Here is a 25,071-nt window from a genome sequence, read left to right as displayed (position 1 = left end):
GGGTCGCGGCCCTGACGGACCGCGACCGTAGCTCCTCTTACAGGGTATGGCCGGGGGCATAGGGAAAGCGCTGCGCCTTGTACCAGGCCAGATCATGTTCCGGCGCGCGTACCCCGGCGGGCAGAGGGCGGTGATTGACCGACATCCAATAGGCCAGGCTCGCATCGCGCCACCAGCGGGCCTCGCGTTCCTGAACGGCCAGATAGGTCGCCGTTTTCTGCCACCGCTCGGCATCGATCTTCGGGCGCAGGCCGTCCCACTGCCCTTGCATCTGCGCGACATAGGCGACACCGCGATCATAATGGGCGACCAGATCCTCCCAGAGCGTACGACCGCTCGCCATCCGCCGGTCCCAGGGCAGATGATGGAACCAGAGCAGCATCGACTCCGGCGTCGTCTCCGGCTTGGCAAAGGCCTTGGCGACCGGCCCCGCATATTGGCCGACCGCGTTGCTGCCCGGGGCGGTGCGATCGAAGCCGATGCCGTTCGCATCGGCGCGATGATAATAGGTCGGGTTCCATTCGGGGCGCGCCAGTTCGGACACCCATGGCCCCGGGCCATAATGATGACCCGTCGCCATCAGGTGCGCGAGGCCCAGCGCGCCGGTATAGTCGACCACGGCCTCCCGGCTTCCCATCATCATGGCAGTGACGGTATCGACGACCTGCCGGTCGGTGCCGAAGGTCTGCGCGGCCCAGGCGCGCGCGATATCCTCCGCCGAGAGATCGGGGTCCCAGGCCAGACGGCCAAAGGCGTACCAGTTCGCCTGGTTGAAGGTCGATCCGCTCCAGTCGCGATCGCGCCCGATATTGGCGACGCCCGCCATGCCGGAGAGTTTGTGATGCTCGGCTTGGCCGTCGACCACATCCGCTACCGCCTCGCCCGGCTTCTGTCCGGTCTTGGCGTCCAGCACCTCGGTGAACAGCGGACCAAGATAGGCGAGGTGGGTCGCAAACCCCAGATATTCCTTGGTGATCTGGAACTCGATCATCAGGGGCGTGCGCGGCATAGCGCCGAACAGCGGGTGAAAGGGTTCGCGCGGCTGGAAGTCGATCGCGCCGTTCTTCACCTGCACCAACACATTGTCGGCGAACTTGCCGTCGAGTGGCTTGAACTCGGTATAGGCCTGTTTCGCGCGATCCTCGGGATCGGTTTCGGCATAAACAAAGGCGCGCCACATCACGATGCCGCCATGGGGTTTCACCGCCGCGGCCAGCATGTTGGCGCCATCGGCATGGGATGCGCCATAGTCGCGCGGGCCGGGCTGGCCCTCGCTATTGGCCTTGACCAGGAAGCCGCCGAAATCGGGGATGGTGCGATAGATTTCGTCGGCCTTCGCCTTCCACCACGCCGCCACCGCCGGATCGCGCGGATCGGCGGTCTTCAGCCCGCCCAGCTCGATCGGTGCGGAGAAGCGGACCGACAGATAGACCTTGATGCCCCAGGGCCGGAGCACATCCGCCAGCGCCGCCGCCTTGGCGATATAGGGCGCGGTCAGGCTGTCGGCCTTGGCATTGACGTTGTTCAGGACGGTGCCGTTGATCCCGATCGAGGCGTTGGCGCGGGCATAATCGGTATAGCGGGGATCGCGGAAGTCGGGCAGCGTCCACCAGTCCCAGAGCGACTGGCCCGCATAGCCGCGCTCGACCGACTCATCGAGATTGTCCCAATGGTTGAGCACGCGCAGCTTGACCTTGGGCGCCGAGCGGAGCGCGACGCCATCCGCCGTACCGCCGGTCGCGAGATGGCGGATCAGCGCGAAAGCACCATAGAGCGCACCGCGATCGCTGTTACCTGCAACCAGAACAACCTTCTGGCCACCCAGCGTGACCGCGCGGACCAGATACCCTTCCTCGCCCAGTCCCTCGAACGGCAGGCGCAATGGGCGAAGGGCGGGGTCCGATGCGGTCGCCACCAACACGGGCGGCGTACCAGCGGGCAGCGCGCGGCGCAGTTCTGCGCCTGCCAGATCCAGCGTCGGCGACGCCCCTGACACCCTGACATTCACCTGTCCGACCGATGGTGCGACACTGCGCAGCCACAACGCATAGCCATCCTCCGCTGCCGCCGGAAATGGCAATGCGGCCAAAGACAGGGACAGCGCGGTGGTCCATGCGCGAATCCGTTTCATCCATACTCTCCCAATGTGTCGGCGATTGACAAGCCGACGCTTGGCCCGCACGTTACCGCTATCAGACCAATTGGCAAGTCGGGTTGGACCGGCTGCCTGACAGGAGGGGCCTGAATGACCCGGTGGCAACCCATGACCCGCCCCATGACCGGCCATGCCGCTTCGTGCGGCCGTCCCTTCGTCGCGCTCCTGTTCGCCTGAAGGACGTACCCATGCCCAAGATCGTTTCCGCCCGCCTGATCGTCACGTCGCCGGGGCGCAATTTCGTCACGCTGAAGATCCAGTGCGACGACGGCACCACCGGCCTGGGCGATGCGACGCTCAACGGGCGCGAGATGGCGGTCGCCAGCTATTTGCAGGACCATGTCATCCCCTGCCTGATCGGGCGGGAGGCGCACCGGATCGAGGATATCTGGCAGTATCTCTACAAGGGCGCCTATTGGCGGCGTGGGCCGGTGACGATGACCGCGATCGCGGCGGTCGACATGGCATTGTGGGATATCAAGGGCAAGGTCGCTGGGCTGCCCGTCTATCAGCTGCTGGGCGGCGCGGCGCGTGAAGGCTGCATGGTCTATTGCCACGCCAACGGTACGTCGATTGAGGACACCATCGCCACGGCCATCCGCCACCGCGACGAGGGGTATCGTGCGATCCGCCTGCAATGTGGTGTGCCGGGCCTCGCCTCCACTTACGGCGTCGCCAAGGCGGGGCAGCGCTATGAGCCTGCCGATGCGGACCTGCCTAGCGAAAGCGTCTGGTCGACCGAGAAATATTTACGCGTGGTGCCCGAACTCTTCGCCGCCGCGCGCGAGGCGTTGGGCTGGGACGTGCACCTGCTCCATGACGTTCACCACCGGCTGACCCCGATCGAGGCGGCGCGGCTGGGCAAGGATCTGGAGCCCTATCGCCCCTTCTGGATCGAGGATGCGACCCCCGCCGAGGATCAGGAGGCGTTCCGCCTGATCCGCCAGCATACGACGACGCCGTTGGCGGTGGGCGAGATCTTCAACTCGATCTGGGATGCCAAGCATCTGATCGAGAACCGGCTGATCGACTATATCCGCGCCACCGTCGTCCATGCGGGCGGCCTGACTCATTTGCGGCAGATCGCCTCGCTGGCGGACCTCTATCAGGTGCGAACCGGCTGTCACGGCGCGACTGACCTGTCGCCTGTCACCATGGCCGCGGCGCTGCATTTCGGGCTGTCGATCCCCAATTTCGGCATTCAGGAACATATGCCGCATACCGACGAGACGGACGCCGTCTTCCCGCATCATTATCGCTTCGAGGACGGCATGATGCACCCCGGCGACGCACCCGGCCTGGGTGTCGAGATCGACGAGGCGCTGGCGGAAACCTATCCGTACAAGCGGGCCTATCTGCCGGTGAACCGTCTGGAGGACGGGACCTTGTGGAGCTGGTGAGATGAGCGACTTGACCCAGGCCGCCGTCGCCGCGCCTGATACCGTCGCCCAGACCGTACCGCCGCCGCGCGGGCGCGTGCGCTGGGTCATTTGCGGCCTGCTCTTCGCCGCCGTCGTGCTGAGTTATATCGACCGGCTGGTGCTGGGCGTGCTCAAGCCGCAGCTGACCGCGCTTTATGGCTGGACCAATAGCGGTTACGGCGACATCACCGGCTATTTCCAGGTGGCTTATGGCCTGGGTTTCCTGCTCTTCGGTTGGCTGATCGACCGGATCGGGCCCCGCACAGGCTATCTGCTGGCGATGGGCGCATGGACGGTCGGCCATTTTGCGCAGACGCTCGTCACTTCGACCACCGGCTTCGCGCTCGCCCGCATTCCGCTGGCGCTGGGGGAGGCGGGGACTTTCCCCTCGGCACTGGCGGCCGCCTCGCAATGGTTCCCCAAGAAGGAACGGGCGATGGCGATCGGCATCTTCAATGCCGGGGCCAATGTCGGTGCGGTGGTGACGCCGTTGCTGGTCGGCTTCCTGATCGCCGATCTGGTGCTCGACTGGCGCTGGGCGTTCGTCATCACCGGACTGTTCAACCTCGTCTGGCTGACCGCCTGGTGGCGGCTCTATCACCCGCCGCACAGCCATCCGCGTATCACGCCCGAGGAACGCGCCTGGATCGAGGCCGAGCCGGTCGAGACGACAGGCCGTGCGGGCTTCCTGACCGTGCTGCGCCACCGCGAGTCCTGGTCCTATATGACCGGGCGCTTCCTGATCGATCCGGTCTGGTGGACCTTCCTGTTCTGGCTGCCGGACTTCTTCCACAGCCGCTATGGTTATGACCTGAAGAATTTTGGGCCGCCGCTGGTCGCCATCTATATCATGGCCGATGTCGGGGCGATCGTCGGCGGCTGGTATTCATCACGGCTTCTCAAGCGCGGCGTCGAGACGGGCCGGGCGCGCAAACAGGCGATGTTCGCCTGTGCGCTGTTCGCGCTGCCCGTGATGTTTGCCGCGCAGGCGAGCAGCATCTGGATCGCGGTGGCGATGATCGGCCTCGCCTGTGCCGCGCATCAGGGCTTTTCGACCAACCTCTTCGCGCTGCCCGGCGACCAGTTCCCGCGTTATGCGCAAGGAACGCTGATCGGTCTGGGCGGCTTTGCCGGGGCGACCGGCGGGTTCATCGCGTCCAAGGCGCTGGGCGCGTTGCTCGACCGGGTGGGGAGCTATCAACCCTTCTTCCTCGCATGCGGCGTCGCCTATCTGGTCGCGCTGCTGATCTTCCATATCCTCAATCCGCGCTATCGGGACGTAAGGATCTGCTCCATGTAACATTTCATGTCCTGATCGCAGCGCCGGATATATGGCCGGATCGGGTGGTTTCTCGCTCACACAGCCGGGAGCCAATATGAACAGGATCGCCTTCGCCCATCTTCTTCTCGCTTCGACGATGGTCGCAGGCGGGGCCTCTGCCCAGTCGGCGTCGCAAGTTGTCGGACTGCCGCCCCAGCCCGAGCCCTATGCAACGGAGTCGGTGGTCAACCATCCCAAGACCATTGGCTGGCCGGAAGGGCGCAAGCCCGTCGCACCACGTGGCTATGAGGTGGTGAAGTTCGCAGGCGGGCTCGATTACCCACGTCAGGCACTGTTGCTGCCCAATGGCGATGTGATCGTCGCGGAGGCGCGGACCAAGCCCAAGCTCGACGCCGATCCCGAGGTTCAGCGCGGGCAGGCGCTGTCCAAGACCACCGGCTTCAGCGCCAATCGCCTGACGCTGCTCCGCGATGCAGACCGGGACGGCGTGGCGGAGCAACGCTTCGTGTTGCGCGAAGGGCTGAACCAGCCGTTCGGAATGCAATATGTCGGCGGGCGGCTTTATGTCGCGAACACCGACGGCGTGGTGAGCTTCCCCTACCAGCCCGGCCAGACGACGATCACCGCCGCACCCAAGCCGCTGATTGCACTGCCCGCCGGGGGTTATAACAACCACTGGACGCGCAACCTGCTGCTCAGCCCGGATGGTCGGACGCTCTATGTCTCGGTCGGTTCGGCTTCGAATGTCGGCGAGTTCGGCATGGACGAGGAAAAGCGCCGCGCCGCCATCCTCGCGGTCGATCTGGCAAGCGGGCGCGAGCGTCTTTACGCCTCGGGCTTGCGCAACCCTGTCGGCATGGCCTGGGCACCCGGCGGGGTGTTGTGGACGGCAGTCAATGAACGGGATGAGATCGGCGACGATATCTCGCCCGATTATCTGGTCGGCGTGAAGGAAGGCGGCTTTTATGGCTGGCCGTATAGCTATTACGGAAAGCAGGATCCCCGCCATGCCAATGAACGTCGTGATCTGCTCGCGACGACGCTGATGCCCGACGTTGCAGTCGGCGCCCATGCCGCCGCGCTCGGCGTGGCGTTCGACAAAGGGAATGCGGGGCAAACCGCCTATGTCGCACGGCACGGTTCGTGGAACCGGTCCAGCTTCAGCGGCTATGACGTGCTGGCCGTGCCCTTTGCGAGCGGACGCCCGACCGCCGCGCCGCAGCCCTTCCTGACCGGCTTCGTGGCCGATGCCAAGAAGGGTGAGGTCTATGGCCGTCCGGTCAGCATCCAGACCCGCGAGGACGGTGCGATCTTCGTGCTGGATGATGCGGGCGATACGGTCTGGCTGGTCCGTCGGAGTTCGTGAAACGCGGACGTGGTGCGGCGATGGCGGCTATCTTGTTCGCCATCGTCGCTGTCGCAGGCCCTGCCCGGGGACAATCCATCCCGTTCGCCGATACCGAGGATGCCACGCTTTCCGAAATCGATGTGAAGGACGAGGGCAGGAATTGGCATCCGGTCGTGACGCTCGACATTCGCAACGGGGATTATGCCCGGGGTGCACTGGATGACGACGATGCCGCGCTCGACCGGGTGCCGGTGCATGTCGCCTTCGGCGGTGCCTTGGTGCTTCGGCGCGGACGGGACGGAAGCGGCGACCTGTTCGTCATCGGGCAAAGCTCGAACGGCCTTCACGCGCCGCGAGCGGACGAGCGCGCCGCTCCGCGCGCCTGGTATGAGAGCAACAATCTGCTCGGACTGACCTGGCGTCCGGCGGACGGGCTGACGACCGCCGCGACCTATACGATCAAGACCAGCCCCAATGGGGTCGCCTCGACCACGCATGAAGCGAGCCTGAGCATCCTCTATACGGCGGATCGAGGCCTCGGCCGATTGAAGCCGCGCGCGGCGATCACCCGCCGGACGCAGGGGGAGGGCGGTCTCTATACGATCGCCGGGATCAGTCCGTCCTTTACGCTTTCGGGGCGCGAGGAAGGGCCGTCGCTCAGCGTGCCGGTACTGGTCGGCGTCGGCTGGAACGGCTTCTATGCGGAGGGTAGCGGCACGCGCGTTTACGGCAGTGGGGGGCTGTCCATCGCCTATCCTATCAAGCTCGGCGGCAGTGCCGCGACCTTGCAGGCCGATATCCTCGCCCTGGTCCGGGATGACCGGCTGCGCCGACTTGACGCGCCGGGCGGTACGACGGCGGCGGTGGTCCCGCACGCCACCATCTCGCTGATGCTGGCGTGGTAAGCCATTCCAAACGAAGCGGGAGCCGACTTCATTTCGGTGCGTTTACGATCCATAACGAGGGAGCGACGAACGGATATGCGGACGGGATCGGTATTGGCGCTGGGACTGCTGCTGTCGGCATGCGGCGGTCAGGTCGCGACGGATCAGAATGCAACGTCTCCGACGAACGAGCAGGCCAGTCCCGCCCAATGGAGCGACCGCACACGTGGACAGCTGCGTCAGGCGATCGATGGACGGGCGACGCATGGCCTGGACCATATGACGTTCGACGTGTCGGGCAGCGATGAGGCAACGACCACCGAACAGGCTCTCCGCTTCGCCACGGCCCTGGCGCGGGGTGCGACCGATCCCATCAAGCTCTACGACGTCTATACCGTGCCGCGCCCGTCGCCCGACCTGAAGGCCGGACTGGCGGCGGCGCTGCGCAGCGGCGACCTGACCAAATGGCTCAACAGCCTCGCGCCGCAGGACGGCAACTACAAGCGACTGTCCGACGCCTATCTGAAGCTGCGCCAGCAGCCCCAGGACGCCGACGTCAAGATCGCGGGCACCGGCGAGCCGATCAAGCCGGGGGCGACCGACCCGCGCCTGCCGGTGATCATGCACGAGCTGGTCGTCCTCGACTATCTCGCGCCCGATGCTGCGCAGGGGACCAGCTATGGCCCGACCGCCGTCGATGCGGTGCGACGGATGCAGGCCGATTACGGCATGAAGCCCGACGGCATCATCGGCAGCGAGGCGCTGGCGATCCTTAACATGTCCAACGCCGACCGGGCGCGGGCCATCGCGGTGGCGATGGAACGGCTGCGCTGGCTGGAGCGGACGCCACCCGCCACGCGGATCGACGTGAACATCGCCGCCGCGCGCCTGACCTATTGGCGGGACGGCAAGATCGTCGACAGCCGCAAGGTCGTGGTCGGCGAGCCGGATACCGAGACGCCACAGCTGGGGTCGCCCATCTATCGCCTCGTCGCCAACCCGACCTGGACCGTGCCGCGCTCGATCCAGCAGAAGGAACTTGCGAAGAAAGGCTCCGGTTATCTGAAGGCCAACAACATGGTCTGGAAAGACGGCTGGATCGTCCAGCAGCCGGGGCCGAAAAATTCGCTCGGGCTGGTCAAGTTCGACATGCTGAACGACCATGCCATCTATCTGCACGATACGCCTGCCAAGGCGCTGTTCGGCATGGTCCAGCGCCAGCGGAGCCATGGTTGCGTCCGCGTGGACGACGCGCTGGGCTTCGCCGAGATGCTCGCCAGGGACGAGGGCGTGCTGGACGAGTGGCACAAGGCACGCGAGACGGGCGAGGAGAACTTCGTCAAGCTGCCGCGCCAGATCCCCGTCCGGCTGCTCTACCAGACGGTGCTGTTCGACGATGGTGGCGAGCCGATCGTGCGCAACGATCCCTATGGCTGGGATGACCGGGTCGGTGCGGCCCTGGGATTCAAGGCGGGCAAGGCACTCCGGGTGGTGACGGGCGCGGCGGATGTCGGGCCCTAACGGCCCGGCGGCCTAGCCTCTCAGCTTCCTGAGTTGGGAGAGGAAATTGGCGATTTCGCGACGGCGCAACCGTTCCTCCGCAAACTCTCCATCCACCCCCAGCCGCCAGCGAAGCGCCCGGTCGTCGGGCGCTTCGTGAAGGGCGTCGAGATCGCTGCTCCACGCTTCGACATCGCCTTCGGTATTCGCCAGCCCCGCCTCGACAAGGTCGCCGGCCTGTGCGGCGATGGCCAAGGCAATCTCGCGCAGCGCCAGTTCGGGGTGATATTGCACACCCCAGAAGACGCCCCCGTCGAAACGAATTTCCGCCGCCTGCACCCGTGTCACGGCATTGCTGGCGAGCAACGTCGCGCCGGGCGGTAGCTCCTCCACTTCGTCACCATGGATGGCGGGTGCATCCCAGCTCAGCGGTCGACCCGCGAGCAGCGGATGGTCGCGCCCCGCCTCGGTCGGGGTGATGCGGCGGGCAATGCCTGCCTCCATCCGTTCGGGCATCTTGCGCACCCGTCCGCCCGCCGCCGCGACCGCGATCTGCAAACCGGCGCAGGAGCCGAAGGATGGCAGGCCCGCCGCGAACACGCAGCGCATAAAGTCGAGCTGACGCCGGACTTCGGGGCTGTCGTCATAGACGTGCATCGGCGAGCCCGTCAGGAACACCGCGTCGAACGCGGCCAAGCGGTCGGTGGAAAAGCCGGAGGCCGCGTCGTCGGCCGGGGAGACGATCGTCGTGGCGATGCCCGGCTGCATCTGTTCCAGCGTCGCGGCATAGGTCTCGCCCGAGCTTTTGCCGGCACGGCGGCGGCGGGCTTCGCGTTCCTCGGGCAATTCGCTTTGCGCGATCAGATAATGCGGCACAGAAAACTTTCGATCATGAGCCGCACCAACGCGTGCCCGCCCTGGATGGTCCGTCTCTAAGCCGCGAATAATTGGCTGGAAATGCTCCTGGCTGGTGCGGGAAAGAGGGGCCTGTGTGGGGCGACGAACAGGGTTGCCGCCATCCAGCTAATGCGACCGATTTGCAATCCAGTATTCTTTTGCCTAAGAGCCGCCCACCACAAAGGGGGTGGCGAATATGAATATCGGTTGGCGGCTTCTGGCGATGACCTCGGTCGCACTCTATCCGGCGATCGGTTACGCGCAGGATATGGCGCAAGTGGAGGAAGCGGGCGATGCGCCGACGCAGGATATCGTCGTTAGCGCGGCGCGCTCGATCCTGCCGCCCAACGCCTTGCCGCTGACCATCGATATCATCGACAAGCAGGCGCTGGATCAGCAGATCGCCATCTCCGGATCGGTGGTCGATGCGGTGGCGACGCTGACCCCGTCCTTCTCACCGACGCGCCAGAAGCTGTCGGGCGCGGGCGAGACCCTGCGCGGACGCTCGCCGCTTTATGCGATCAACGGCATTCCGCAGACGACGCCGCTGCGCGACGGCAGCCGGGACGGCTATACGATCGACGGCTTCTTCATCGACCGGGTCGAGCTGATCTACGGATCGAACGCGCTGCAGGGCGTCGGTGGAACCGGCGGTATCGTCAACCAGGTCACGGTCGGTGCGCCGCGTCGCGAGGGTCTGAGCGGCCGCGCACTGGTTCAGGGCACCGCCGATACCGATTTTCACGGCGAAGGACTGGGCGGCAAGGTCGGCGGGCTGCTTCAATACAAGTCGGGCCGCTTCGATATCAGTGCGGGCGCGGTCTATGAAAAGCGCGGTGTCTTCTATGACGGTGAGGGGCGCAGGGTCGGCCTGAACCTGACCCAGGGCGAGACGCAGGATTCGCGGACGACCTCTCTGTTCGCGCGAGCGGGCTATGCGGTAACCGACACGATGCGGCTCGACCTGATCGCCAGCCGGTTCGAGCTGAAGGGCGATGGTGATTATGTCGCGGTGGCGGGCAACCGCCTGACGGGCCTGCCGACCAGCGCCCGGCGCGGCAATCCGCCGGGTCGCAGTGCCGCCAGCCGGACGGAGAGCGTTGCGTTGTCACTCACCGATCCCGACCTGGCCCAGGGCAACCTCGTCACCCAGATCTTCTGGAACCGCACCCGCGACACCTTCGGGGCGGAGATCAACCCGATCGCGACCTTCCAGGATCCGCTGATCGCGCCGGTGGGCACGCTGATCGACCAGTCGCAGAACCGCAGCCGCAAGATCGGCGGCAAGATCAGCTATGAGCGCGCGATCCCCGGTTTCGAGGCGCTGACCGCGATCGTCGGTTTCGACGCCCTGTGGGACAGGACCGAGCAGCGGCTGATCCTGACGAACCGCGTCTGGGTGCCGCCCAGCGACTTCCGCAGCCTGGCGCCGTTCGGCCAGCTGAACCTCGCGCTGTTCGACAAGGCCGTGCGGCTGGCGGGTGGCGTGCGGTGGGAGAATGTCCGCATCCGCATCGACGACTATACCACCCTTGCCACCTCCAACCGCGTCGCGGTGAAGGGCGGCACGCCGACCTTCCAGGACGCCCTGTTCAACGGTGGCGTCATCGTCGAGCCGATCCGCGGCATCCGCGCCTATGCCAGCTATGCCGAGGGTTTCACGGTGCCTGATATCGGCCGCATCACCCGCGCCGTGAACCGGCCGGGCGTTTCGATCGACGCCTTCCTCGACATCGCGCCTATCGTCTCGAACAATCGTGAGATCGGCGTCGAGGTGAAACGCGGGCCGTTTGATGCCAGCACCGCCTATTTCTGGTCGTCCAGCGACAAGGGGCAATTGCTGATCGCCAATCCGGGCGGCATCTTCGACGTGCAGCGGCTGCGGACCGAGATACAGGGGCTGGAGATCAATCTGGGCATGCGCCTGCCCCTGCCGGGGACGCGCCTGTCGGTCGGCTATGCGCATCTGTCGGGCCGCTATGACAGCAAAACGCCGCCCGACGGGATCGTCGATACCGATCTGGACGGCGCCAATATCTCGCCCGACCGGCTCAACCTGGCGGCCAGCTATGATCGCGGGCCGTGGTCGGCGCGGCTGCAAAGCCAGTTCTTCCTGTCCCGCACCTTCAAGGGCCGCCTGCGTGACCCGCGCAACGACTTTGGCGGCTATACCGTCGTCGACGGGACCATCGCCTATAATATGGGCAAGGGGACCATCTACCTCGCGGCGCAGAACCTGCTCGATCGCTTCTATATCGACTATTCCAGCGACACCCGGTTGCCGACCGACAATTTCAGCTATTTCGCCGGGCGCGGCCGCACCGTTACGCTGGGATGGGATGTAAGGTTCTGACGATGAAGTGGCTGGATCTGCTCCATCGCTGGACCGGCGGCGTCATTGGTCTGGTGCTGGGGCTGCTGGGGCTGACCGGATGCCTGCTCGTCTGGAAGACCGCGTTGATCATGGTGCCGGGCAAGGCGATGCCGCTGATCCATGATCCGGCCTCCGTCGCGGCGGCGGTCCAGCGCCTGCTCCCCCAGCCCAAGGGCGGCGAGAGCGTGGTGTTCGCCGATAACGGCTTTGCTCTGCACCAGCTTCGCCTTGCCCATGGCGCAGGGGCCTATGCCGATCAGGGTGGGCGGATCGTCGATCGCTGGAGCAGCCAGTGGGAACGGCCCGAGCTGTGGCTGTTCGATTTCCACCACCATCTGTTCGCCAGCGATATCGGCGAGACGGTGATCGGCATTGCCGGGCTGTGTGGACTGTTCTTCGTGGTGTCGGGCGCGATCCTGTGGTGGAGGACCCGCCGGACGTTCAAATGGCGACTGTTGCCAAAGCGGATGAGCCGTCCGGCGATCCTCATGCATCACCGCGATCTGGGGATCATCGTTGCGCCGCTGCTGCTGCTGTCGAGCATTACCGGCGCGGCGATGGTGTTTCGGCCGGTGGCGATGATCGTCGTCGCACCCTTCGGCTCTCCCGCCAAGGCGCTGGCGGCGCTGCGGCCGGGCAAGGTGCATGGCGGACCGCTGGCGGCCAGCCCGCCCTGGCAAGCGATGCTGACGACGGCGAGCCGGCGTTTCCCCGATGCGGTTCCCCGTATCCTGACCATGCCGCGTAAGCCGGGGGACCCGATCACGCTGCGGATGCGCCGGGCGGACGAATGGTTGCCCAATGGGCGAACCACTTTGGTCTTCGACGCCGCCACCGGCCGTCTGTTGTCGAGCAACGACGCGATGGCGATGCCGCGAGCCGCCCGCGTCTATAACATGCTCTATCCGCTTCATGCCGGGCGTGTCGGCGGACTGGCCTGGAAGCTGCTGATGACCGTCAGCGGCCTGGCGCTGACCCTGCTGGGGTCGTTGGCAGTATGGACCTTCTGGTTCCGGCGACCACGCCGCCGCCTATAGCAGGTTACTCGGGCTTTCGCAGGGCAGAGGCGAGGGCGATACCGGCCGCCAGTTGCAACAGGCCATAGGCTCGGCGGCGCTGGGGATGGTCGGCGAAGGGGCGGACGAGCAGATCGACCGCCGGAACGTCCGACTGCCAGAGTTCGACATGCCGTTTCGGCTGCAGCAGGCCGAGCAGTCCATCGCCGATCATGAAGACGGCGGCCATTTCGCCGCTGCGACGCAGGCCGATCTGAAGGTTGGTCCTGTCGCTCATCGCCGCTCTCCCAAAACACCCCAACGCGAAAGCGGGGTTATGGTCGCATGGCGGCGGGGCCGCGACGCGGCTCAGGCGGCGGCGCGTTCTTCTTCGATGATGGCCCGTGCCAGGACCGCGCACTGGCCGCATTTGGGCTGGCGACCGAGCGCCTGATACATTTGACAGGGGGTCATGGAACCGGCGCGAGCGGCGTCGCGGACCTGGGACTCCCGGATGGCATTGCAGACGCAGACGACCAAGGCGCTCTCCATCGATTACCCCTCCCGTCTAGCGCTAATGAGAGTGGATCGCAAGCATATTGCGAGGCGTTTGCAGAAAATTATCCCGCTCTGCCAACCGCTCCCCGACTTGCCAGTCGCCATAGGCGCTCGAGCGGTCCATGCCCGAAACGGGCGAGCCATGGCTGCGACCAAAGCATCATCAACCCCCACATCAGGGGTGCCAGGATATAGAGTTCGGCCCGGTTCCATCGGGCGAACTGCCCCAAGCCATGACCGTAGAAGACCGCCGTCATCAGGAGGCTGGTTGCGATATAGTTGGTGAAGGCCATCCGCCCCGCCGCTGCGATCCGGACCGTCCACCAGCCGCCCGGCCGCATCAGCAGCAGGATCAGCGCGGCATAGCCGATCGTCCCGATCAAGCGGAAAGGCACGTTCAGGAGCAGCTCGACCAGAGTGACCGCGCGAACGTCGTATCCGCTGGCCATGATACCCAAAGCCATTGCGGCATAGACGGGGATGGTCAGTCCAAGGCCCATTGCCGCCCAGCGGCGATAGGCGGCGCGCGGCCAGTCGCCTGTCAGGAAGCCCGACTTGAACGCGGCTATGCCCAGCAGCATGGCACTGAGCGTGTCGGGACCGATCTGGATGAGGTCGATCAGCGGATTGCCGTTATTCTCCAGCCGAAAGGCGGTCGCCATGGCCCAGGGCCCGCGCATCGCGGCGATTTCCGGGGCGAGGCTGGCGGCCGGAGGGGTGCCGAAGGCCAGTTGATAGCTATCCCACAGGCTCGCCATTTGCGGGGTGTTGCGCGCGGCGGCGACGAACAGCCCCAGACAATCCAGCGCACCGAATGCCATGGACAGTGCGGCAAAGCCCATGGCGGTCCAGCACAAGGCCCGTGGCGTCAGGCCGACAAAGGCGAGGGCGACGATCCCAACCAGCGCATAATGGGCCAGGATATCGCCGGTCCAGATGAAGGTCAGGTGGACCAGACCCAAGACAAACAGCACCGCCATCCGCCGCAGATGGAAGGACGCTCCGTTCCACCCCGCCGCATCCGCCCGCTGGATGACCAGCAGCGTCGATGCCCCGAACAGCAGCGAGAATAGTCCCCGCATCCGCCCGTTGACGAAGCTTTCCGTCAGGAACCACATGGCGATGTCAATCGGCCGCCGCCCGCCCCAGGCGATCGGGTTGGAATAGGCCGGGTCGGGCAAGGCGAAACCGGGCAGGTTGGCGAGCAGGATCGCCATCACCGCCACCCCGCGCAGCACGTCCAGCGACAACAGCCGCTCACCGGGGGCGGCCGACGTCAGGGTGGGGGCAGGGGCAGGGGCAGGACCATCGGCCAAGGAATAGCTCCGTCTAACTTGCCGGGGCTTAGCCTCCGTTGCCGGGGATGCAACTACCGTGCTGGCGAGGCATTGGAATCCCATGGGATTATCGCCTCGCCTGACCGGCCGCGCCACCGCGCGTGCGCATCACTCGCCCGCCGCGTCGGCGTTCCTGCATAAGATAGAGCCGCTTTTCGCAGGACGGGAGGTCACGGGCGGGCCGTTGCTGCTCGCGACGATCCTGGCGCTGGCGATGACAAACAGCCCCTGGGCGGGCGGCTTCGAGCGCTTCTGGGATACGCCCGTCACCATCGGGTTCGGAACGGGCAAGGTATCGCACCGGCTGGCCGAGTGGATCGACCACGCGCTTCTCCCGCTGTTCTTCGTGATCGTGGGGGCGGACGTGAAGCGGGAAATGGCGATAGGGCCATTGGCGCACTGGCGCAGCGCGGCGTTTCCCCTGTCGGGCGCGTTGGGCGGGATGCTGGTGCCGGTGGGGCTCTATCTGGCGGTCGCCGGGGGCACGCCTGCGCAACCCGGCTGGGGGGCGGTCATCACCACCGATACGGCTTTCGGTCTCGCGTTGATCGCGGTGTTTGCGAACCGGCTGCCTGCGGGCTTGCGCGCGACGATGCTGGCCTTTGCGGCGGTCGACGATGTCGGCGGACTGCTGGTCATCGCCTTCGCCTATAGCGGCGCGATCGATCCATGGGGGCTGGTTGTCGCGGCGGCTGGGCTGGCGGGCATCATGGGACTACGCCGGATCGGCTGGGTGTCGTCGGTGCCCTATGTGCTGCTCGCATTGCTCGTGTGGGGCGGCGTTCTGGAGTCCGGCATCCATGCGACGATCGCCGGCGTCCTGATCGGCCTGACCGTCCCGGTCGAGCCCCGGCTGCAACAGCATGCCTTTGCGCAGCGGGTCCAGCGGCGGGTCGACGAATTCCGCGACGCGCATGATGCGGCCGAGGATGCCCATGACGACGAGGAAGAGCATCGGCATCGCGAGCGGGCTGAGGAACGGCTGGGCTATCTGCACGAAATGGCGTCCGCGACCCGTGAGGCGAGCAGCCGGTTGATCGAGGTGCTGACCCCCTGGGTCAATTACGTCGTGCTGCCGCTGTTTGCGCTGTCGAACGTGCGCATCCACATTTCGGGGGATTTGCTGTCGATGATCGGCGGGCCGCTGGTGATGGGCGTCGTGTTGGGCCTCGTGATCGGCAAGCCGCTGGGCTTCCTGACCTTCACATGGGCGGCGAGCGCGCTGGGTCTGGCGCGGCGGCCCGATCAGGTGACATGGCCGATGGTGGCGGGCGTCGGCGCTTTGGCCGGGATCGGCTTTACGATCTCGCTGTTCATCGCAGGGCTGGCCTTCGGCGACGGCGAAATGCGCGAGGCGGCGTCGCTGGGCGTGCTGTTGGCCTCGGTGCTGGCGGCGGCGATCGGCTATGCGATCCTTCGCCACTGTGCGGAGCCCCGGCACACTGCCGAGGCTCCGCCAAAGGGTTAGGGGCAGAGGGTTAGGCGAGGGCGGCGTCCGCGCCCATCAGCGCGGGGAAGAAGCCTTCATGCGCGCGACGCAGATCGTCCAGCGCCACGACGAAATCGCCGTCCTCGCGCTCGAAGATCAGGCGCGTGCCCGCCGTGCGGCCGATCCGCTCGACCTCGACGCCCGCCTGATGCGCGTTCGCCAGGAAGTCCATCAACGCGGTGTCCTCGACCGTGGCGAGGTACAGGCCCTGATCCTCGGCGAAGAGCTGGCGGCAGGCCTCGCCCTGTTCCGGGAACTGGATCAGCGCGCCGATATTGCCCGCCAGCGCCATCTCGGCGACCGTCACCGCGATGCCGCCGTCCGAGACGTCGTGCACGGCGGTCAGGTGGCCAGCGGTGATCGCCTCGCGGACCAGATCGCCGGTACGACGTTCCGCATCCAGGTCGATCGACGGGGGCGGGCCGGCCTCGCGGCCTTCGATCCCGTGCACTTCGCGCAGCCAAAGCGACTGGCCGATTTCGCCCTTGGGGGTGCCGATCAGGACGATGACGTCGCCCGTGCCCTTGAAGGCCACCGTTGCCGACTTGGACCAGTCGGCCATCAGGCCGACGCCGCCGATCGCCGGGGTCGGCAGGATCGCCGAGCCCCCGCCGGTCGCCTTCGACTCGTTGTAGAGCGAGACGTTGCCCGACACGATCGGATAGTCGAGCGCACGGCACGCCTGGCTCATGCCCTCAAGGCAACCGACGATCTGGCCCATGATCTCGGGGCGCTGCGGGTTGGCGAAGTTGAGGCAGTTGGTGATGGCGAGTGGCTTGGCGCCAACCGCCGTGATGTTCCGCCACGTCTCGACCACGGCCTGCATGCCGCCGGTCACCGGATCGGCGTAGCAATAGCGCGGCGTGCAATCGGTGCTCATCGCGAGCCCCTTTTGCGTGCCATGGACGCGGACCACGGCGGCATCGCCACCGGGACGCTGCACCGTATCGCCGCCGACCATATGGTCATACTGCTCCCAGATCCACCGGCGCGAGGCGATGTCGGGCGAGCCCATCAGCTTCAGCAGATCGGCGGCCGGGTCCTGGCAACCGGGCGACGTGATCGCGGCGGGCACCTCGGTCGGCACATGCGGACGATCATAAAGCGGGGCGTCGTCGGCCAGCGGGGCGAGCGGGATGTCGCACACCACCTCGCCCTTGTGGCGCAGGACCATGCGGCCGGTCTCGGTAACATGGCCGATGACCGCGAAGTCCAGTTCCCATTTGCGGAAGATCGCCTCGGCGAAATCCTCGCGGCCGGGCTTCAGCACCATGAGCATGCGCTCCTGGCTCTCCGACAGCATCATCTCATAGGCCGTCATGCCCTCTTCGCGCTGGGGCACGTCGTCCATGATCAGCTCGATTCCGACGCCGCCCTTGGACGCCATCTCGACCGACGAGGAGGTCAAACCCGCCGCGCCCATGTCCTGGATCGCGACGATCGCGTCCGACGCCATGAGTTCGAGGCAAGCCTCGATCAGCAGCTTCTCGGTAAAGGGGTCGCCGACCTGCACGGTCGGGCGCTTGGCCTCCGCATCCTCGCCGAAATCGGCCGACGCCATGGTTGCGCCGTGGATACCGTCGCGGCCGGTCTTGGAGCCGACATAGACGATCGGATTGCCGACGCCGCTGGCGGCCGAATAGAAGATCTTGTCCTGATCCGCGACGCCGACGGTCATCGCGTTGACCAGGATGTTGCCGTCATAGGCCGGGTGGAAGTTTACCTCGCCACCCACGGTCGGCACGCCGACGCAGTTGCCGTAACCGCCGATGCCATGGACGACGCCGGAGATCAGGTGGCGCATCTTGGGGTGATCGGGACGGCCGAAGCGCAGCGCGTTCAGGTTCGCGACCGGACGCGCGCCCATGGTGAATACGTCGCGCAGGATGCCGCCGACGCCCGTCGCCGCACCCTGATAGGGCTCGATGTACGAGGGATGGTTGTGGCTCTCCATCTTGAAGATGGCGGCCTGGCCGTCGCCGATGTCGATGACGCCCGCATTTTCACCGGGACCGCAAATGACCTGGGGCCCCTCGGTGGGCAGCTTCTTCAGGTGGATGCGGCTCGACTTGTAGCTGCAATGCTCAGACCACATGACCGAGAAGATGCCAAGCTCCACGAGGTTCGGCTCGCGGCCCAGCGCGGTCAGGACGCGCTGATATTCTTCTTCGGACAGGCCGTGGTCGGCGACGATCTGGGGCGTGATCTCGGTCATGGCCCGCGCCTTTAACGTGGTGTCGCGGGTTCGTCACTATCGGTCTTGCGCAGGACGCGTCATGATCTCCATCGGGCAACAGGCGAGGGGGTGGCGCGATGATCCTGGCGTTGATGATGGGTGCAGCTCTGGTGGGGGGTGAACTGCCGCCCGAGCGGGAGCGGGCGATGCTGGCAGAGGTACAGCATATCTATCAGGGTGCTGGAAACCGTCTTTGGCCGGACTTTGACAAAGTGCCCCTGGACTTGGTGCTGATCGGACCGGCGCGCGAGACCCTGTTTTGTCACCGGGCGATCAAGGGCTTTACGTCAGCTGGGCGTGATACGTTGACAAAATGTTCGTTGCAGACCCGACCTCGTGAACTGGATATCGACCTTTCCGCCGCTGCCGATTTCTTTGCGGGCGGCGAGACAATCGCGATCGGTTATCCCGAGGCCTTGCAAATGAGCGCCGCCTATTGGAAGGCCTCGGTGCTCCACGAGGCATTCCATCTCTATCAGTCGCATATGCCCAACTATGCCCGAACAGTGGAAGCATTGGGCTTAAGTACTGGATCGAGCGATGGCAGTTGGATGCTCAATTATCCATTCCCCTATGCCGACCCTGAAGTAGGGGCGGCCTTTTTGACTATGGGGAATGCGGCCTTGGCCTTTCTGGACGCCAAGTCACCACAGGAGCGTCGTTCTGCGACCAATGCCTATGTGACGGCGCGTGAGGCGGCGCTGGCGAAGGTCAGTCCAGTGGATCAGCGCTATTATGAATTTCAGGTCGGTCAGGAGGGCGTTGCGCGCTGGACCGAACTGACCCTGGCCCGGCAAGGCGATGCCGCCATGCGCAACGACTCGGCGGGACGCTGGAGCGGACTTGCAACGAGCTTACGCGCGGTTCGCGACCAAGGCTTGAAGGTCTGGAAACGAAACGCATTATACGTCTATGGCGCGATCGAAGCAGAGATGCTGGAGCAAGCCGGCGTGAATTGGCGCGAGGAGTATCGCCGCCATCCCTTCGGTCTTGGTGATCAATTGAAGCGGCTGAACTAACCCAGCCGCATCGCCACCGCGATGGCGACGCCGGAAAAGGCCAGTGCGGCCGCGATCCAGCCTGCGCCGGTGCGGATCGCCGCTTCGATGTCATTGGTGGAAAGGCCCGACTGCTCGCTCTCCAGCTTGCGAGTGGTCGCGCGGATCAGGCGGGGGAGGTCGTCGCCCAGCCGGTCGAGCTCCAGCACCAGCGCTGCGGCCCGCCTGGTCCAGCGTTCGGGGGCGAGACGCGCCTCGACGATTCGTGCGCTGGCCCGGCGCAGCGCGGCCGACAGGTCGAAGTCGGGCTGGATGCCGCTCAGCACGCCATCGATGGTGATGAGCGCCTTGAACAGCAGCAGCATGTCGGGCTGCAGGACGATGCGTTCTTCGCGCAGTACCGGGAATATGTCGCCGAGGATCGCCGCCAGACGCAACGCGCCGCCACCATGCCGGGCCACCAGCCGGTCGGCGACCGCCTGAAAGCGTTCGGGTACAATATCATCGGTTTGCGACCATTGCTTCAGCGTCTCTGCCAGCAAGGCCGGGTCGCTGTTCGCGATCGATTGGGTAAAGGCGATTACCTCTTCGCGCCGACGCGGGGAAACATGGCCGATCAGGCCTAGGTCGAGCATGGCGATCCGGTTGCCGGGCAGACAGAGCAGGTTGCCCGGATGCGGGTCGCCATGGAAGCGCCCGTTGATGAGCGTCATGTCGAGCACGATGTCCGCCCCCGCCGAGGCGATGGCCGACGGATCGATCCCGGCCTGTTGCAGGATCGCGGCGTTGCGCGGCGGCACGCCTTCGATGAAGTCCATCACCAGCAGCGTTTCGGACGTCTGCGCCCAGTGGATCGTCGGGACGACCACCCGCGTGTCGCCTGCGAAATCCTCACGCATGCGGTCGGCGTTACGGCCTTCGTTGGTGAAGTCGAGTTCTTCCAGGATGTCGCGGCCGAGCTCGCGCACCATTCGTACCGCGCCATAGCGCCGGGCTTCGGCATTGGTTGCCTCGACCATCACGGCGAATTGGGTCAGCAGGCGCAGGTCGGCTTCCATCACGGGGCGGATGCCGGGGCGGCGGATCTTGAGAACGACCTCCGTGCCATCCGCCAGCGCGGCACGATGGACTTGCGCGATCGAAGCGGCGGCCAGCGGCTCGGGATCGAACCGGGCAAAGGCGGTCTCGGGCGGCTCGCCCAGCGCGGCTTCCACCTGTTCGCGCAAATCGGCGAAGGGCAGGCGCGGAGCGGCGCTATGGAGTTGTTCGAGCTCGGCAATCCATTCGGGCGGCAGCAGGTCGGCGCGGGTGGCCAGGATTTGGCCGAGCTTGACCCAGACCGGGCCGAGGGCTTCCATCGCCTGTCGGGTGCGGGCGGGAAGGTCGAAGGGCAGGGCGTCCGGATCCCGCCGCGCCGGATCGAGCCCGAGCCGCGCCAACAGCACGTCCAACCCGAAGCGCGAGGTGGTGGCGATCACCTCGGCCAGTCGGGTGCGGTCGCGTGCCGCAACCCGGATCGCACCCAGCATCATGGCCTTAGATATAAGGCGGCTGGCTATAGCCCGCCGGGCTGAGCGTAAAGATTTCGCAGCCCTCTTCGGTGATGCCGATCGAATGCTCGAATTGTGCCGACAGCGAGCGGTCGCGTGTTACCGCCGTCCAGCCGTCATCGAGCAGCTTCACGTCGGGGCGGCCGATATTGATCATCGGTTCGATGGTGAAGATCATGCCGGGCTTCAGCTCGGGGCCGGTGCCGGGGCGGCCGACATGGACGACTTCGGGCGCGTCGTGGAACAACAGGCCCAGACCATGGCCGCAAAAATCGCGGACCACGCCGTAACGATGCTTCTCGGCATGCTGCTGAATGGCATGGGCGACATCGCCCATATGATTGCCGGGCCTGGCCTGCTCGATGCCGAGCATCAGGCACTCATAGGTCACCTCGACCAGCTTGCGCGCCTTGAGCGGCACGTCGCCGATCAGGTACATGCGGCTCGTATCGCCATGCCAGCCATCGACGATCGGGGTGACGTCGACATTGACAATATCGCCCGACTTCAACGTCTTTTCGGACGGAATGCCGTGGCAGACGACATGGTTGATCGAGATGCAGGTCGAATGGGTGTAACCGCGATAGCCCAGGGTCGCGGGCACGCCGCCGCGCTCGAGGATGAACTGGTGGATCAGGCGGTTGATCTCGGCGGTGCTGACCCCCGGCACCATGTGCGGGACCAGCATGTCCAGCGTCTCGGCGGCCAGACGGCCCGCCTTGTGCATCCCGTCGAACGCCTCGCGGCCCCAGAGCTTGATCGCGCCGGTCCGCCCCTGGGGCGCGTCGGCGGAAACGGTCACATAATCGGTCATGACGGCGATATAGCGTGGCGCGACCGTTTTTGCGAGGCTATGTCGGGCGCATGGAAACCGCGACCCCATCCGAGCGTATCTGGACCGCCGCGCTGATCGTCATCGGCGACGAAATCCTCTCGGGCCGGACGCAGGATCGCAACATCGCGCAGCTCGCCGCTTGGTTGAACGTGCAGGGTATAAGGCTGGCCGAGGTGCGGGTCGTCGCCGACCGGCCGGACGCGATCGGCGAAGCGGTCAACACGCTGCGTGTGCGCAACGACTATCTGTTCACCACCGGCGGCATCGGGCCGACGCACGACGACATTACGGTGGACGCGATCGCGGCGGCGCTGGGCGTGCCGGTCATCGAGCATCCCGAAGCCCGCGCGATCCTGGAGGATTATTATACGACACGCGGCGGGGTGACTGTCGCCCGCGCCCGGATGGCGCGGACGCCGGAAGGCGCCTCGCTGATCCCCAATCGCGTGTCGGGCGCGCCGGGCATCCGCATCGGCAACATCTTCATCATGGCCGGCGTGCCACACATCACCGCTGGCATGCTCGACGCGTTGACCGGCACGCTGGAGGGCGGCCGCCCGGTCGTGTCGGGAACCATCGGCTGCTGGGTCGGCGAGAGCGAGGTCGCTGAGCTGCTCCGTCAGACCGAAAAGACGCATGAGGGCGTGGCGATCGGCAGCTATCCTTTTTTCCGCGAGGGCCGGACGGGGGCGAATTTCGTCGTGCGAAGCCCCGATGCGGCGCAGGTCGATGCCTGTCTGCGGGATCTGACCCTCGCGCTGGAAGCCGATGGTCGCGACGTCATCGCGGGCGGCATCTGAGCCGACGATCCTTTTGAATTGTTCGTACTTTTTCAAGACTGGCGCCCTAAAGGCGGGTCATGGGGCAGCGTGTGCCTGTCCCGAATGGTCGATGATATGGAGTGGTTCCGGATGCGGATTGCGGTGACTGGAACAGGGCGGATCGTTCGCCCCGATGCGGTTCTGGGACTCTAGACGAATGTCCGCCCCCATCCTCGTCACTGGTGTAGCGGGCTTTATCGGTCATGCCACCGCCCATCGCCTGCTCGCACGCGGTGAAACGGTCATCGGGATCGATAATCTCAACGACTATTACGAACCGGCATTGAAGCAGGCGCGGCTTGCCAGTTTGCTGGGCGTTCCCGGATTTTCCTTCCATGCGATGGATGTGGCGGATGCCGAAGCCGTCGCCGCGCTGTTGCGAGAGTATGGCGCCGACCGCGTCGTCCATCTCGCGGCGCAGGCGGGCGTGCGCCACAGCATCGACCATCCCTTCGCCTATGAACGCTCCAATATCGGCGGGCAACTCGCGGTGCTGGAGGCCTGTCGCCACCAGCCGGGCTTCGTTCACCTCGTCTATGCCTCGTCCAGTTCGGTCTATGGCGACAAGCCGATGGGCGGGCAGGGGTTCAGCGAGGACGAGCCGTCCGTCGCGCCCGTATCGCTCTATGCCGCCACCAAGCGGGCGTGCGAATTGATGAGCCAGTCCTACGCGACGCTCTATGGCTTTCCGCAGACGGGGCTGCGCTTCTTCACCGTCTATGGCCCATGGGGTCGGCCGGACATGGCCTATTTCTCGTTCACCCGGAAAATCCTGAACGGCGAGCCGATCGAGATTTTCGGCGAGGGCCGGATGGCGCGCGACTTCACCTATATCGCAGACATTGTCGACGGCATCGTGGGTGCGCTGGACCACCCGCCCGAGCGCGGTAGTCACCGCATCCTGAACATCGGCGACAGCCAGCCGGTCGGATTAATGGACATGATCTCCACGCTCGAGCGGACGCTGGGTCGCGACGCGATCAAGATCATGAAGCCGATGCAGCCGGGCGACGTGACCGCCACCTATGCCGATGTGTCGAAGCTCAACGCGCTGACCGGCTATGCGCCCAAGGTCGCGCTGGCCGAAGGGTTGGAGCATTTTGTCGCCTGGTATCGGGATTATTACCGGGTCTAGGATGACCCGGCCGCCATCGAAGCGATGGAGCGGGTGAAGGGAATCGACAACAAACCGCCATGGTTGAAGGCGAGGAATTGAGCATCATAAACAATGGCTTATCAACTTCAGGCCCGACTCGGTCAGTCGGCAGATTGGCGTTGATGCCTTCAGGTCGCTCGATTGCGCGCGCCAAGCCATAGACTATGGTGCTGGAATGGCCAACGAAGAGATGCTCACCGACATCGGGGCTGGGATGCTCGCCGAGGCCTTTCCTATAGAGCATTGTCCCGCTGCGTTGAAGGCCGCCAAAATCGTGGCTCGGGGGCTTGCTGATCGGCAATGGACCGAGCGCTTTTCCGTCTGCACGATGGGACAAACCGTATCGATCCCGGCGCGTCTGTATTTCATGTCTGGAAAACTGCCGGTCAGCCATGACGACGATGCATGGCCGTTCGTGCGCGCTTTGCAGACCCGCAGCAACGATGGGTATGAGCGACAACGCGCTGCTCGCGACCTGCTGGCCGATCTACAACCATGGGGCGCACCGTTCATCGTCGCGCTCTTGGGGGAGTACATCGTCGAGATATTGGACGACGTATCCGAGGCACTCACGCCAGAAGTCCAGCAAATTCTGGCGGCGTTCATCATCGACAATCAAGCATTCTGGGCCACGACCAAGCGTCGGGTGACAAGCTATTGGAATGCGTATTATCGATCACGTTATGCCAGCGAATTGCGACGAGCCTATCGCCGCGACGAATATGTCGGCTTCCATTTAACGAACCGACTGGAAGCTGCCGCTTTCGGCGCATCTATGGCACCTTGCGGCCCTCGCCCTTGCCGCTAACCATGGTCTCATGCGTGAGCCGGATTTCGAAATCGACGGATGGTGCCTTGAAGATGGCGAAGCAAGACATGCGGAAGCGCCCGGCACGTTCTGGATTCCAGATCGACATAGGCGGGAAAGCCTGGAGGTCGGCGACCTCGCCAAGCTGATCTTTTGCATCAGTGTGGACGACCCGGACGAGGATGTCTCGGTCGAGCGCATGTGGGTCCTGGTTCGAGAACGGACACCGGATGGATATCTCGGAATCCTCGATAACGAACCCTACGCTATCACCGAGAATGACGAGTTCTGGCTTGGCACCGAGCTTCCTTTTTCCGCCAAGCACGTGATTGGTATCGACGAGCGGAATGCCGACACGATCGCAACGGCTCGCAAGGAGCCACGCAGACGCTGGACGGGCTAACGGCCGTGCAGGCGGAAGCTACAC

21 protein-coding genes are annotated in these 25,071 nt (G+C 65.3%); 13 read left to right on the top strand and 8 right to left on the bottom strand.

Going from position 1 to position 25,071, the window contains the following annotated elements; translation table 11 throughout:
• Positions 1-37: 37 nt before the first annotated feature.
• Entirely contained in the window at positions 38-2,131 is a 2,094-nt protein-coding gene (locus GGQ89_RS05070) for an alpha-glucuronidase family glycosyl hydrolase (protein WP_184104568.1), read from the bottom strand.
• A 212-nt stretch (positions 2,132-2,343) separates the two neighbouring features.
• On the opposite strand from GGQ89_RS05070, the gene manD reads away from it, so the two are divergent.
• From manD to GGQ89_RS05045, 5 genes are all read left to right on the top strand, one after another.
• Positions 2,344-3,555: a D-mannonate dehydratase ManD gene (manD, locus tag GGQ89_RS05065; protein ID WP_184104566.1), complete on the top strand. Its 1,212-nt coding sequence runs from the start codon at positions 2,344-2,346 to the stop codon at positions 3,553-3,555.
• A gap of 1 nt (position 3,556) precedes the next feature.
• The gene (locus tag GGQ89_RS05060; RefSeq protein ID WP_184104564.1) at positions 3,557-4,876 is read left to right on the top strand and encodes an MFS transporter; all 1,320 of its coding nucleotides are present in this window, start codon (positions 3,557-3,559) and stop codon (positions 4,874-4,876) included.
• 76 nt (positions 4,877-4,952) lie between these two features.
• Positions 4,953-6,224, top strand: coding sequence for a PQQ-dependent sugar dehydrogenase (locus tag GGQ89_RS05055; RefSeq protein ID WP_184104562.1), 1,272 nt, complete (start codon positions 4,953-4,955; stop codon positions 6,222-6,224).
• A 20-nt stretch (positions 6,225-6,244) separates the two neighbouring features.
• Positions 6,245-7,111, top strand: a complete 867-nt coding sequence (locus GGQ89_RS05050) for a hypothetical protein (RefSeq protein WP_184104560.1) — start codon at positions 6,245-6,247, stop codon at positions 7,109-7,111.
• Positions 7,112-7,186: 75 nt separating this feature from the next.
• Positions 7,187-8,611, top strand: coding sequence for a L,D-transpeptidase family protein (locus tag GGQ89_RS05045; protein ID WP_184104558.1), 1,425 nt, complete (start codon positions 7,187-7,189; stop codon positions 8,609-8,611).
• A 12-nt stretch (positions 8,612-8,623) separates the two neighbouring features.
• Here the strand turns inward: GGQ89_RS05045 and GGQ89_RS05040 are convergent, their stop codons facing one another.
• Entirely contained in the window at positions 8,624-9,466 is an 843-nt protein-coding gene (locus tag GGQ89_RS05040; RefSeq protein ID WP_184104556.1) for a glutamine amidotransferase-related protein, read from the bottom strand.
• Between the two features lie 217 nt (positions 9,467-9,683).
• Here GGQ89_RS05040 and GGQ89_RS05035 point away from each other — a divergent pair, with 217 nt between their 5' ends.
• Both GGQ89_RS05035 and GGQ89_RS05030 read left to right on the top strand, forming a co-directional pair.
• A complete protein-coding gene (locus tag GGQ89_RS05035) occupies positions 9,684-11,840 on the top strand; it encodes a TonB-dependent receptor (RefSeq protein WP_184104554.1) in 2,157 nt (718 codons plus the stop codon).
• A 2-nt stretch (positions 11,841-11,842) separates the two neighbouring features.
• A complete protein-coding gene (locus GGQ89_RS05030; protein WP_184104552.1) occupies positions 11,843-12,898 on the top strand; it encodes a PepSY-associated TM helix domain-containing protein in 1,056 nt (351 codons plus the stop codon).
• 4 nt (positions 12,899-12,902) lie between these two features.
• Here GGQ89_RS05030 and GGQ89_RS05025 read toward each other — a convergent pair whose 3' ends face one another.
• From GGQ89_RS05025 to GGQ89_RS05015, 3 genes are all read right to left on the bottom strand, one after another.
• Complete coding sequence (locus GGQ89_RS05025; protein WP_184104550.1) at positions 12,903-13,154, bottom strand: hypothetical protein; 252 nt, start codon at positions 13,152-13,154, stop codon at positions 12,903-12,905.
• Between the two features lie 71 nt (positions 13,155-13,225).
• The gene (locus GGQ89_RS05020) at positions 13,226-13,396 is read right to left on the bottom strand and encodes a (2Fe-2S)-binding protein (RefSeq protein ID WP_042489390.1); all 171 of its coding nucleotides are present in this window, start codon (positions 13,394-13,396) and stop codon (positions 13,226-13,228) included.
• Positions 13,397-13,476: 80 nt separating this feature from the next.
• Entirely contained in the window at positions 13,477-14,730 is a 1,254-nt protein-coding gene (locus tag GGQ89_RS05015; RefSeq protein ID WP_240456499.1) for a DUF418 domain-containing protein, read from the bottom strand.
• A gap of 82 nt (positions 14,731-14,812) precedes the next feature.
• On the opposite strand from GGQ89_RS05015, the gene nhaA reads away from it, so the two are divergent.
• Positions 14,813-16,219, top strand: a complete 1,407-nt coding sequence (nhaA, locus tag GGQ89_RS05010; protein WP_184104548.1) for a Na+/H+ antiporter NhaA — start codon at positions 14,813-14,815, stop codon at positions 16,217-16,219.
• Positions 16,220-16,229: 10 nt separating this feature from the next.
• On the opposite strand, the gene purL is transcribed toward nhaA, so the two are convergent.
• On the bottom strand, positions 16,230-18,455 hold the full coding sequence (gene purL / locus GGQ89_RS05005) for a phosphoribosylformylglycinamidine synthase subunit PurL (protein WP_184104546.1): 2,226 nt from the start codon (positions 18,453-18,455) through the stop codon (positions 16,230-16,232).
• Between the two features lie 98 nt (positions 18,456-18,553).
• Here purL and GGQ89_RS05000 point away from each other — a divergent pair, with 98 nt between their 5' ends.
• A complete protein-coding gene (locus GGQ89_RS05000; protein WP_184104545.1) occupies positions 18,554-19,495 on the top strand; it encodes a hypothetical protein in 942 nt (313 codons plus the stop codon).
• Here GGQ89_RS05000 and GGQ89_RS04995 read toward each other — a convergent pair.
• Both GGQ89_RS04995 and map read right to left on the bottom strand, forming a co-directional pair.
• Positions 19,492-21,003, bottom strand: coding sequence for an ABC1 kinase family protein (locus GGQ89_RS04995; RefSeq protein ID WP_184104727.1), 1,512 nt, complete (start codon positions 21,001-21,003; stop codon positions 19,492-19,494). The genes GGQ89_RS05000 and GGQ89_RS04995 overlap by 4 nt on opposite strands.
• 7 nt (positions 21,004-21,010) lie before the next feature.
• Positions 21,011-21,838, bottom strand: coding sequence for a type I methionyl aminopeptidase (gene map, locus GGQ89_RS04990; RefSeq protein WP_184104543.1), 828 nt, complete (start codon positions 21,836-21,838; stop codon positions 21,011-21,013).
• A 50-nt stretch (positions 21,839-21,888) separates the two neighbouring features.
• Between map and GGQ89_RS04985 the strand changes: the two genes are divergently transcribed.
• The 4 genes from GGQ89_RS04985 (at position 21,889) to GGQ89_RS04970 (ending at position 25,047) form a co-directional block, all read left to right on the top strand.
• Positions 21,889-22,659, top strand: coding sequence for a competence/damage-inducible protein A (locus GGQ89_RS04985; protein WP_184104541.1), 771 nt, complete (start codon positions 21,889-21,891; stop codon positions 22,657-22,659).
• A 178-nt stretch (positions 22,660-22,837) separates the two neighbouring features.
• Complete coding sequence (locus tag GGQ89_RS04980; RefSeq protein WP_184104539.1) at positions 22,838-23,815, top strand: NAD-dependent epimerase/dehydratase family protein; 978 nt, start codon at positions 22,838-22,840, stop codon at positions 23,813-23,815.
• Positions 23,816-24,011: 196 nt separating this feature from the next.
• Positions 24,012-24,644, top strand: a complete 633-nt coding sequence (locus tag GGQ89_RS04975; protein WP_184104537.1) for a hypothetical protein — start codon at positions 24,012-24,014, stop codon at positions 24,642-24,644.
• Between the two features lie 10 nt (positions 24,645-24,654).
• On the top strand, positions 24,655-25,047 hold the full coding sequence (locus GGQ89_RS04970; RefSeq protein WP_184104535.1) for a hypothetical protein: 393 nt from the start codon (positions 24,655-24,657) through the stop codon (positions 25,045-25,047).
• The last annotated feature ends 24 nt before the right edge of the window (positions 25,048-25,071 follow it).

It is taken from the genome of Sphingomonas yabuuchiae, assembly GCF_014199595.1.
GTDB classification, from domain to species: domain Bacteria; phylum Pseudomonadota; class Alphaproteobacteria; order Sphingomonadales; family Sphingomonadaceae; genus Sphingomonas; species Sphingomonas yabuuchiae.
This window is presented reverse-complemented; position numbering and strand designations above follow the sequence as displayed.